This is a genomic window from Ruegeria sp. BJ6 (genome assembly GCF_056537885.1).
Genome location: NZ_JBQFSG010000008.1, coordinates 211,093 through 222,283 on the forward strand (window position 1 = coordinate 211,093; position 11,191 = coordinate 222,283).

General features: G+C 50.1%; 10 protein-coding genes and 1 pseudogene. 4 read left to right on the plus strand and 7 right to left on the minus strand.

What is annotated here, in order from left to right:
* The first annotated feature begins 8 nt into the window (after positions 1-8).
* A complete protein-coding gene (locus ACR0D6_RS16745) occupies positions 9-839 on the plus strand; it encodes an alpha/beta fold hydrolase (RefSeq protein ID WP_480766340.1) in 831 nt (276 codons plus the stop codon).
* Positions 840-912: 73 nt separating this feature from the next.
* On the opposite strand, the pseudogene ACR0D6_RS16750 reads toward ACR0D6_RS16745, so the two are convergent.
* Positions 913-1,005, minus strand: a pseudogene (locus ACR0D6_RS16750) (IS6 family transposase); the annotation flags it as partial.
* Between the two features lie 139 nt (positions 1,006-1,144).
* Here ACR0D6_RS16750 and ACR0D6_RS16755 point away from each other — a divergent pair.
* Positions 1,145-2,278, plus strand: coding sequence for an MBOAT family O-acyltransferase (locus ACR0D6_RS16755; protein WP_480766341.1), 1,134 nt, complete (start codon positions 1,145-1,147; stop codon positions 2,276-2,278).
* 54 nt (positions 2,279-2,332) lie between these two features.
* Here the strand turns inward: ACR0D6_RS16755 and ACR0D6_RS16760 are convergent, their stop codons facing one another.
* The 5 genes from ACR0D6_RS16760 to ACR0D6_RS16780 form a co-directional block, all read right to left on the minus strand.
* The gene (locus tag ACR0D6_RS16760) at positions 2,333-3,226 is read right to left on the minus strand and encodes a TauD/TfdA family dioxygenase (RefSeq protein WP_480766342.1); all 894 of its coding nucleotides are present in this window, start codon (positions 3,224-3,226) and stop codon (positions 2,333-2,335) included.
* A gap of 134 nt (positions 3,227-3,360) precedes the next feature.
* A complete protein-coding gene (locus ACR0D6_RS16765) occupies positions 3,361-3,570 on the minus strand; it encodes a hypothetical protein (RefSeq protein WP_480766343.1) in 210 nt (69 codons plus the stop codon).
* A gap of 5 nt (positions 3,571-3,575) precedes the next feature.
* On the minus strand, positions 3,576-5,438 hold the full coding sequence (locus ACR0D6_RS16770) for an AMP-binding protein (RefSeq protein ID WP_480766344.1): 1,863 nt from the start codon (positions 5,436-5,438) through the stop codon (positions 3,576-3,578).
* 137 nt (positions 5,439-5,575) lie between these two features.
* The gene (locus tag ACR0D6_RS16775) at positions 5,576-7,111 is read right to left on the minus strand and encodes a class I adenylate-forming enzyme family protein (protein WP_480766345.1); all 1,536 of its coding nucleotides are present in this window, start codon (positions 7,109-7,111) and stop codon (positions 5,576-5,578) included.
* A gap of 304 nt (positions 7,112-7,415) precedes the next feature.
* On the minus strand, positions 7,416-8,357 hold the full coding sequence (locus ACR0D6_RS16780; RefSeq protein WP_480766346.1) for a GlxA family transcriptional regulator: 942 nt from the start codon (positions 8,355-8,357) through the stop codon (positions 7,416-7,418).
* Positions 8,358-8,446: 89 nt separating this feature from the next.
* Between ACR0D6_RS16780 and ACR0D6_RS16785 the strand changes: the two genes are divergently transcribed.
* Together ACR0D6_RS16785 and ACR0D6_RS16790 are read left to right on the plus strand one after the other, a co-directional pair.
* Positions 8,447-9,235, plus strand: a complete 789-nt coding sequence (locus ACR0D6_RS16785) for a class II aldolase/adducin family protein (RefSeq protein ID WP_480766347.1) — start codon at positions 8,447-8,449, stop codon at positions 9,233-9,235.
* Positions 9,236-9,522: 287 nt separating this feature from the next.
* The gene (locus tag ACR0D6_RS16790) at positions 9,523-10,953 is read left to right on the plus strand and encodes a hypothetical protein (RefSeq protein ID WP_480766348.1); all 1,431 of its coding nucleotides are present in this window, start codon (positions 9,523-9,525) and stop codon (positions 10,951-10,953) included.
* On the opposite strand, the gene ACR0D6_RS16795 is transcribed toward ACR0D6_RS16790, so the two are convergent.
* On the minus strand, positions 10,950-11,191 hold a 242-nt coding region (locus ACR0D6_RS16795; RefSeq protein ID WP_480766349.1), incomplete at its 5' end, for a hypothetical protein. The genes ACR0D6_RS16790 and ACR0D6_RS16795 overlap by 4 nt on opposite strands.

The window sequence follows — 11,191 nt, forward strand, 5'->3', positions numbered from 1 at the left end:
AACAGAACATGCCTGAATTTCAGACCGCTGACGGCATCACCCTCTATTACGAGGAAACAGGAACAGGCTCCCCGATCGTGTTCGTTCATGAATTTGGCGGAGATCAACGTAGTTGGCACCGGCAGGTTCCGGCTCTGTCTCAATCCTTCCGCTGCATCACCTATTGCGCGCGTGGCTTTTTGCCTTCCGACGTCCCCAATGACCGCAGTCGATTCGGCCAGGCCCAATCCACCAGCGACCTTCTGGCCCTGATGGATCACCTCGGGATCGAGCAAGCGCATCTGGTCGGTACCTCAATGGGCAGTTTCACCAGCCTCGATTTTGCGCTGAAATACCATGACCGCGTCACAAGCCTAACTCTCGTCGGCAACAGCTCAGGCCCCCGCGATGAGGCCGAGCAAATACGATATCGGCAAGACTGGGTCGGCCACGAAATCCGGCTTCGCGAACACCGGGGAGGTGACGGCGCAGTCGCGGTTCTGGAAGCAGATCCAGCCTATCAGAGTTTTCAGAAAAACGATCCGCAAGGCTGGGCAACCTATGCCAAGAACCTGCGTGGCCAATCTCCGGAAGGTGCGGTTCATGTGCTGTCGACACTGCACTGGAACCGGCGGTCGTTGTTTGATGAACAGAAACGGTTGAAGGCGTTTAGCAAGCCGGTGCTTTTGGTGACCGGAGACGAGGACTATTATCTGGTTGGCGAAACTAATGCCTTTCTCCGGAGAACACTGCCGGACGCCAAATGGCATCAGTTTTCCGGGACCGGCCATCTGGTCAATATAGAACGAGCCGAGGAATTCAACAGCTTGCTGGCAGAGTTCGCCGGCGCACAGAAATAGCCTGCCCGGGTTCGGTCAAAACTTTATTTGGTGGCAGCATCGGTGGGGTTAGTGAGCCGATTATCCTGCCCGTTGGGCAACCAAAGCCCCTCGGCATCTTGTTAATAGCCTTGATGCCAGCTGTGTTGGCACCGCTTTTGCCGATAACGATCTTGCTTGGCAAACCGCCTTTGGCTGCGCCATTTGTCAACACGACGTAGGCAGAGAGATTAAACTTGCGCACTGGTGAAAATACTGTGAAACATGCACGCTAGAGTTTATTTAAACTCCAATTTTTTTTATTGACAGGTTGACCGCGAAAGAACATGACCGAAGGTTTTAATTTTTTATTTTTGAATGTTCTGGAGCCGGGAAACCTAACTTTCTACGCTGCAATCCTGTCGGCAATTGTTCTGTTCTACTGGTTGACACCATCACAAGGCAAGCAGATTTACCTCGCACTCATATCGACCCTAATTCTGCTAACTTTGGATTGGGTTTCCTACTTGGTGCTGCTTGCGATTGGTCTGCTGACTTTTGCACTTACAAAAATCAACCATCGATCCACACCCGTGCTTTTGTTGGGGCTTGCACTCCTCATCCTTCCTTTTGCCGCACACGAGACTGCCCGAGTGATCTTCCGGACCAGTGATCACTATGACTTAGTTTTCATGACCGGGATGGCGTTTTATTCGTTGAGGTTGATCCACTATTGGTTTGAACACTTCAAGGGACAGCTCCCAAAACACAGCTTCGTAAACTACTACAGCTACCTGTTTTTCTTCCCAATCATCATTGTAGGGCCAATCTACCGGTTTGAAGACTACATGAAGTCAACGCGCCGCCAGCGGTTTGACACCAAGAATATCAGGGCTGGAATTGATCGGATTGCGCTGGGTGGCTTTCAGGTGGTCGTCGTGAGCGACATTGTAATAAGCCAGTACTTTGACGCTTGGATTTTGAATAACACAGATGATGCTTCTCTGACGCGGTTTTACTTTGAAAGCATCGAGTTTGGTTTGAACGTCTATTACCAGTTTGCAGGGTATTCGAACCTTGCAATCGGTGTCGGGCTGCTTATCGGCTACAAGATTTGCGAGAACTTCAATTTCCCATTGTTTCGGCCAAACATCGTTGAGTTTTGGAAGAACTGGCACATGAGCCTTACAGGTTGGGTTCGAAGCTATATCTATTTGCCGATAGTTTCGTACACCAATGCCCCCCGACTGGCGTTGTTGTTGTCAATGTCCACAATCGGGGTTTGGCACGGTTTTACAATCAATGCGGTTATGTGGGGGCTTTATAATGGTATCGGGATCAATCTTTATCATTATTTCAAGGAAACCCGCATCAGGTCATTCCTCGTCAACGGCAATCCAATCATTGCCAAAGCCTGGTGGGTGTTTTCATCCCTGTTTACGTTCAACTACGTGATGATCGGCGTGTCGTTCCTTCGCTGACCCCTGAGAGGTCAGCGTGAGTTTTCTCATGACGCGTTCAGTTCACAAGTAGCCTCAGTTCTTGATGTAAGGCGAGGCCAGACGGTTCAGTGGCCTCTTGTCGAACGCATCAAGCCATAGACGAAATAGCAGACGGCGTTTTTCGGGATCTTCGTCGTCTTCGAATTCAGTTCTGTCATGCAGCAGAACGTAGTTATTCATGAACAGAATTTCGCCCGGCTTCATGTTGAACCGCAAACAGAACCGAGGGTCCTTGGTCAGTGCTTCAAAGGTGTTGAGTGCGTGTTCTTCGGCAGGAGTCGCATCACGTTCCAAGCCACCAAATGCCATATCGATGTGAGCTCTGAGGTAGCTGAGACTTAAATATCCTTCTGCCATAGTGAAGATCGGATATTTCTCTTCAGTGACCAATGGACTGCCAGGTTTTCTGAGGCCGAAGACCGGGTAGTGGAACCCATTGCAAAGCGTTTCCAGTACGTCGGGTTCATTCTCCAGAAGATAGTTGTATATCGCCGGTCCGCTTGTGCACCCGCTAAGCCCACCTTTCTTGGCCTGAACGATACTCATCATGGCAAGGATATCCGTAGTATCCGTATGCATGGAAAGCTCGGATCGTTTTTGGTAGCCGCGAGAGTGCCTGTTTTTGCCACTTTCATCCCGAACATAACCCAACCTGTCGCCGGCGACGCTCTGGGGTTGCGCTATGCCAAAATGGGAGCCAAACCCCCAATAAAGAAGTGCGCAATCTTCGGTTGTCAGGTCCTGTATCGAAAGACCACGCAAAAGGAACAGTCCACGGCCTTCATGCAGATCCCAAATCCACTGTTGAAGGGACTTTTCTATACCACTGAGTGGAAAATCCTCGCGCGTAATGTCCTCCACCTTTTTGCCCGAGCGACGCGCATGATCCAGTGCAGTGAGCAGTGCTTCTACCTGCTGCTCGCTCAAGTAACATGCAATGTCATCTTCCGTCCGGATCGTGGTTGTGTCCCACGCGCTCGGATGATCATAGGCTTCGGCAATTGGTAGAGCGTGTGACATTGTAATCCACCTTGTTGGAATGGTTTTTCTTGTGAATGGGATCATTTCTGCTGCGCAACAGCCTGTAGAAAAGGAGTCCCAGTCGGGGCGTCCTGTTGTTGTTTTCTTTCCCACAGTTGTTCGACGCGATAGACGGGCAGATACTCCATGTAGTCCAGCACCGGCTTGCTGTTGTCATAGAAATAGGCCGTGCTTACGAGCATTCCGATCGTTGCCGACGTCAAGAGCAGCTTTCTGGCTTTGGTGCGCATTCTTTTCACCCGGCCAACTTTGCTTCGATCAATTCAACCGCGTCGGAGATCGTGTGAATTTTCAAGACGTCAATGGGCTCAATGGTGATATCGAATTTGGCACCAAGTGCTTCGACAAACATGACATGTCCAAGCGAGTCCCAACCCAGGGTGTTGGAGTAGTTGCTGGACGCTTCCAGCTTGCTGCTTTCGATCATGAATGTTTCAGCGGCGACAGCGATGACCTGATCCTCAAGGGACGAGCTGTCAGCCCCTTTGTTGTTTTCAAGCTCGTGGTTAATTAATGACCTCAGCTGATTGCGATCCGCCTTGCCGCGTTCGGATATTGGGATTTCGTCGACAAAGACCACTCTGGCAGGGATTTTGACGGGTGAAATGCGATCGCTCAGGTGTGAGACAAGCGCAGCGGCATCCAAGCTTTCGTCTTCTCGCACCACGCAACTGACGGCAATTTCGCCCATAAGGCTGTCTTCGACGCCGAATGTACATGTATCCACTACAAGTGGGTGCAGCCGGATATTATCGTCGACCTCTTCCGGGTAGACGTTGTTGCCGCCAACAATAATAACGTCCTTGATACGGCCAGCGATAAAGATGTTTCCGTCGCCATCATGTCGGGCCAGGTCACCGGTCCTGAACCAACCGTCGGCAAGGCTTTTGTCGGTCTCGTCGCTGTTGTGCAAATAGTCATGCATGACCGTGGGGCCGGAAACGACAAGCTCTCCGATTTCTCCCGGCTCTACTTCGTCGTCGTCGTCATTCAGAATTTTCCACTGTGACCCCAGGATTTTTCCAACACTGTTTGTGTCCCGATGATCTGACCCGGGACCGGTGAAGGTCAGGTTGTTGGCTTCGGACAAACCGTAGGAATTCACGACTTCCTTTCCGGTCTTCTCCTCAAAGGTTTCCCACAGCTTTTTAGGAAGCATTGCCGACATTGACAGGAAGAATCTGAAATCTTCTGTATCAAATGTCTCTTTCAGGTTGTCTCCATAGCGTAGCAACAACTGCATCATCGCGGGCGATAGGAAGAAGTGTGAAACCCGTTTGCTGTAAATCGTGTCCAATATGTCGGGTATGCTCTGGTTCGAGAATTTACGCACCGGGCGTACAAGGGTGGAGCCATTCATGAATGACAGCAGCGCACCACTTGCTGCCGCACCAAGCGATGTAAAAGGGATCAGACTTAGCATCACCGAATCCTTGGTCAAACTAAGCTGAGTGCCCATTATTCTGGCTTGTTCAATCACCGCCGCGTATGTGAGCCTGACGACTTTCGGCGTACCGGTACTGCCTGAAGTAAACACCAGCATTGAAAAATCCGACAACTCCGGCTCATCCGAAGGTGCATCAAGAGGAGAGAGATTGCTGACGATTGCAGGATAAGTGTCAGCGTCCACATCACCCGTCTTGGATGTAGAAAACAAAGACCGAAAACGCTCGCGAGTTGATGTTTTCCGCTTGGTCACACCCAAGGCCAGCATCAGGTCTGACCCATCAAGGACCGATTGCGACTTCCAACGATCGAGTATTTCATTCGTACAAACGACAGCTTGCGGTTTTATGTGCTGCACCAAAGCCTGTGCTTCAACGCTGGTGTTTTCAGGCGTCAGGATCGAGGTCACAAGCCCGTAGCGGAATGCAGCTAGGAAGAATACCACGAGATCCGCGTCATTCTCGACGCACAAAACGATCACGTCGCCCTTCTTCAATCCGCTTTTTTCGAAAAGCCGCATGACCAAGCCGACTTCTTCGGTCACTTCTTTATAAGAAAGCGAATCCGGTGCGATGAGAAACGGCTTTTTCGCCTTTGCATCGACGATGCCGAACAGGTTTTTGATTTCGGTATTTGTGTCGTGAATGTTCATTGCGTTAACCCGATTTTCTTATTTAGATTTTGAGGCTCAAAAAATATTCGCCTCCGTTTTACTGATCCAATCACTATCAGTTGCCAAAAATCCTCAAGGCTTGCCGAGCACGTGAGGCGCATTCTGGCAGGTACCCTTCAGGGCACCAGCTTCTGTATTTCCTGGAGTCTTACCTTCCCTCGATCGTTGAGCGGAATTCTGTCGACAAACACGATTTTCCGCGGAATTTTGTGCATCGATAGCCTTTCTCTCAGAAAGCTACTGATTGTGGGTGCCGTAAGATCCGTAGAGACCGGCACAATACAGGCGGCAACAAGTTCTCCCCATTCAGGATGAGATTTCCCAAAAGTGTAAGCGTCTGCAACATCGGGATGACTTAGAATTAAATTGTTTATTTCATTCGGAAATATGGTGTGCCCGCCGCTGATGATACTTTCCACGCTTCGCCCGACGTAGACCAGATTTTCCCCCGACAGATAGGCAAGGTCACCTGTCTTGACCCAACCATCGACCAGTACACATTCAGTCAACTCAGGGGCATTCAGATAGGCGGTCATCCGTGTTTCGGAACGAATCCAAAGTTCACCCGTTTCACCGGGCGAAACTTCATCTCCGGTTTCTCCAACGACTTTACATTCGGCATCCAGAAGGCTGCCTATGGTGCCAATTCGCTCGTCGGCAATGTTCCGCGAGGTGAAAGTCACATTGTTGACTTCGCTTGATCCGAAGGTGTTGATTACGACCTTCCCTGTCTGTGTTTCGATCTGTTGCCAGAGATCATCAGATATCGGTGCCGCTGTTGTGACGAAAAACCTGAAATCAGGAACAGCGAATGCTTTTTCAAATGCTTCTCTGTCACGAAACAGGCACGAGATCAGACTTGGAACAAAGATAAAATGGCTGACTGGGTGTGCTACGATCCGCGAAAGCAGTTGTCGGCTTTTACTTAAATCAAACTTTTGAAACGGTCTGACCAGAGTCCCGCCATGAAGCAGCGCAAGCAATATGCCATTCACGACCGACCCGATCTGGCTTAGCCGGAAGAGATTCAGAATCCGGCTACCGGGACCAAAGTCAATTCCAGCGCCCATGTTCATGCTTTGCGTGAGTATGGCTTTGTAAGACAGAACAACCCCTTTGGGGTTGCCGGTCGTTCCCGAGGTAAGAACGATCATCAAAGGGTCTTCGAACGATCGGTCCGCCGGTTCAAATCTATTTGTCGCGCCTAATTCGCGCGACAAAGTATGGAAAAGGTGGTCGTCAATTGTAATAAGAGACTGGTGCCGGTTAGTTCCCTCGTCCAAGAACGCCCAATTTGATCGGCATATTGGGCTCAACAGCAGGTGATCAGGTTTCAGGAGTTCGAGTGTTTTTTGACATTCCGGAATGGGCGCATCCGGATCGATCATACACAATTCCAGGCCGAACCACATGCTGGACACGAAAGTAACAACCGAACAGACGTCATCTTCGAGAGCGATCGCGATGCGGTCACCCGGTAAAAGGCCTTGTCGTTTAAAGAAGGCACAAAGCAGGTCACATTTGCGAAAAAGGTCACCATAGGTCAGGCTCACAATCTCGCCTTCAAAGAAAGTTTGGTGGTCAACGATATTATTTCTAAGTTCACTTAAAAAAGCACGGGTGTTACTATTAACGAATTGATTTGAAACCATGATTTCATCTATTCCAGCAACAAAGTTTTTCTACTTCAACGTGAGCGTACGGATTGCAATAAATTCCGTCAATGACGTTGAGTGACCAACTGGGACATCCGTGCAATCGGAAACAAACGAGCCTGTGGTGGTTCCGATGCAGAGTCGAGCCTGTTGTCAGACTTCTTTCTCACGGATGATGCGTCCCATTCCGGACCTTCAAATATCTTCTCTATGTTGCGGCGCGACCCGCCGGACCTGTCATGCACTGCGCGCACAAAATCAGTCGGCGAACGAATTCACAGGTCACGCAACAAACGGCTATCTAGGATCTTGGCCTCAAGGTCTGGTTTCTGATCATTTTGGGTGTTTGTCCATAATGCCCACTTATTGCGCGCGAAAAACTAGATAGAGATTCAAAACCGCAACTTATGGCTAAGTCCGTTATTGATTGCGAAGAATTGACCAGCAGTTGATGTGCCACCTCTAGCCGACATTTGCGGTAGTAGGCTGATGGGGTCAGCCCATAAAAGTCGAAACATCGGCGCCGAAGCCGCTTTGGCGACAGCTGCAGGCGTGTACATATGTCTTTGATCGACAGTGGAGATGATATGTTGTCCGCCATTAACTGATGCATCTGCATAAGCAGCGGATCGGACGTGCTGGTTGCACGTTGAGGCGTGTCCCCGCTTCGTGGCATGCCGTGGATCATTCCGGTCGCCACGGCCAATGCCAGATCTTCATTTATGTCGCGCGATATCCAAGCCAAAACGGCGTCACCGGTGGCGGTGCCACCCGCAGCGGTCAATCGATTTCTGTCCAAGCAGAAAATACGATCAACAATATCAACGTTTGGCCAACGTTCTTTAAACTCAGTTTCAGCTTCGTAGTGCAACACTGCCTGACGGTCATTCAACAAACCAAGCTCAGCCAGAATGACCGTACCGGTATCAACACCTGAAATGACGCAGTTTGTCGTCGCGGCCCGCGCGGTATAGGCACGCACTCGTGGCGTTAAATGCACCAGAGGTTGATATCCGGCGCATAGCAGCACCAGATCAGCTTTGGGTTCATTCAACCACTCGATTGTATCAGGGGCGACCAACGCACCGTTTGACGCCTGGACTGCCGCGTTTGTTGCTGTGCGGGTTTGCCACCGGATAATTTCTTTCCCTGCACATTTGTTTGCGAGGCGCAGTGTTTCTGTGGCCAATACATAGGCCAGCATCTGAAACTCCGGGAACAGCACAATGGAAACATTCAGCATTCAGGGAACTTCCCGCACAAAATTGGGCACTTCAAGACAAAAATACACGCTGTTCTCCTGTAGTCTTTTCGGAAACAGAGGAGACGCCAATGAACATCATGACCCCTAAACCCAGCGGACAACGACCGGCCAATTGCAGTGATGCCGAATGGGAAGCACGTTGCGAACTTGCAGCCATATACAACGCTCTTGTGAAATATCGCCTGACGGACTTGACCAACCAGTGGCACGCTATCCGGGTTCCAGGTGAGGATGCTCTTCTGACGCACCATTATGGTTGGATGCACGAAGAGGTCGCGGCATCAAACCTTATCAAGGTCGGTTTTGATCGCGTGAACCACAACCCAGAGAATGGCGAACCGAACCCATCCGCCACCGAGATCGGCAAACTGTTTTTCGAAGCTAATCCAGACATGAACTGCATCATGCATATTCACACCAAAGCGATCATGGGGGTGTCCGCTCAGAAAGAGGGTCTGCAACCGCTCAGCCAGGCCTACTTGATGATCGGTGGTGGGGATGTTCTGGGCTATACCGACTACGAGTTCGAATGCACTGATGATTTTCTTACCGGCCTGCTGAATGCGGGCACCGGCAAAAAGGCGATCATCGAGGCTTGGCACGGCGCTTTTGTGTTTGGTTCGACAGCTGGAGAGACGTTCTTCCGGTCGTTCTATTTGGATCAGGCCTGCGCGGTACAGTTGGAGGTGCAAAAGTCTGCAGCTGGCGGGGCCACTATTCGGGAAATTCCTGAACGGGAAATCCAGCGCCACCTATCTGACATGGCTGTCAGCGACTGGTACGGCTACGAAGGTGAGCTGGAGTGGCTGGCTGTTCGTCGCCGACTGGATGTGGAGATGCCGCACTATTCGTCTTGAGAATAGACAGCCGTAACACCGGAATATCCGCGAAGTCGGGGGCGGAGGACGTTGCTGCCGCCCTCGAATTTGACAGCACCCGAATAGTTATGCCGCTCAAGTGTCTGAGTATCTTGGTATTGGCAACGCGTCGTTTGGGTACCTTTATGGCTTCAATTTTTTCGCGAACTCACCTATTCTACAAACACCCGTTATTGTTTACAAAATCACATCTGGACGACAATTGATCTTAGTGCCGTTGACGCCTAATCCTCAACCATGAGCAGATTTCTATCATGGAGAAAAACGTGAAGTTTTCAAAGTACCTGGCCATTGTGGCCTTGTGCGCGATCAGTAGTGCGCCCACCCTTGCCGATGCAGAACAACCAAGTCTGGTAGGCGTTTCTCTTGGTATGAGCTATGAAGAAGCTGATCGAATTCTAAAGGCAAATGGGTTCAGTCGGTCTCCACAAACATTTTCCCATTTTACCGACTGGGTTCGAGGGCGGAACGCAAAGATTCATGAGATAGAAGTCTTTTCCGAAGGTGTAACGAAGCACGTACCTGTAGCAGTATCATTCAACTACGAATACCCTAATGGGTACGTCTCAATTGCTGTCACGGGCGCTAGTGGTGAGAAAAGTGTCCGCGCTATCGACTACATACAGTTTTTTTACAAAGACACGGGCTATCCTTCGTACGAAGACGCGAAGGCTGACTTTATGAATAAGTATGCCGTCAGCGACGAAAGCTGCTCAAATCAAGACGGATGGCTTGGCATTCATATCAGCAAAGAAACTGGTAAAGCGGTTAAGCTCGAACCCACAAGAGACTGTCTGGTGGGCATGAGTTTCAACAAACTTGGAGAATTCAATTTAGGGGATCAGGATCTCAGCGCCTTGGATTACGCCCTGACGTTGATACCGACTAACGACCGTGAAGCTCCTGATGGTCATGTCGATAGTTTGACCACCTCTCTGTATGACTACGACGATGCTTTGAGAGAAATTCACGAAGCGTCACTGGAAGATCCGGTGGAGATACCTCCATCAGGTCCAAGTTTGGCAGACGTTACGCTTGGTATGAGCTACGAAGAAGCAGACAAAATCCTGCTAGCAAATGGTTTCAAACACCAATCAAAAAGCGACAGTGTGTTCAGTGACAGGGTTCGCAACAGAGTTGCAGATGTCCACAAGATCGAAATAGTCACCGGTGGCAAAGGTCAATATGTGCCATATGCAGCTAGTTTTCCTTACTTCAAAGACGGCAAGAGTGTCATCGTCACAGTCACCGGTTCGAACGGTGAAAAAAGTGTGCGCGGCGTTGACTACTCGCAAAGATTTAGTGAGGACACTGGCTACCCCTCATACCATTCGACAAAAAGTGCACTGCTAAAGAAGTTTGGTTTCGAAAAAGCCAGTTGCAGCGACCCGGACAGACTTGGTTTTCACGTCAGAAAGGGAACTGGGGAAGTCACACAACAAAACCGTTCCCTTGAGTGCTTCGAAGGTATGGATTTCAACTATGCGGAAAGATCTACTCGTAAGTTTCACGACGTGCACGACCTAGACTACGGTGTGACCTTCAACACTGGAAATAGGGGCAGAGCAGCCGATGGGCATATAGAAAGTGTTCGTGTACGCCTATACGACTACGACGGAACCATTTTCGACGTAGAGGTAACGTCTTTTGAAGAAATGGAAAAGATGACAGCCACTGAACCAAAGGTAGAGTTCTAGCCACGTTCATCGCCAAACATAAAAGGGGACCAAAAGGGAGGCAACAGCCGCTTGCCGAACACATGCTGGGCCTCGCGATGCATCAGCGAATTGCCGAAGACCTCTATCGCGCCGTGCTGGAGGTCGAATAAAAAAAGGCCCGCCATTTGGCGAGCCTTGCAGGATTTTTCGTCGAAAAATCTCTGTTCCAACTCAACCGAGTTTTTCGGTGAGTTCCGGGACTGCAGCGAACAGGTCT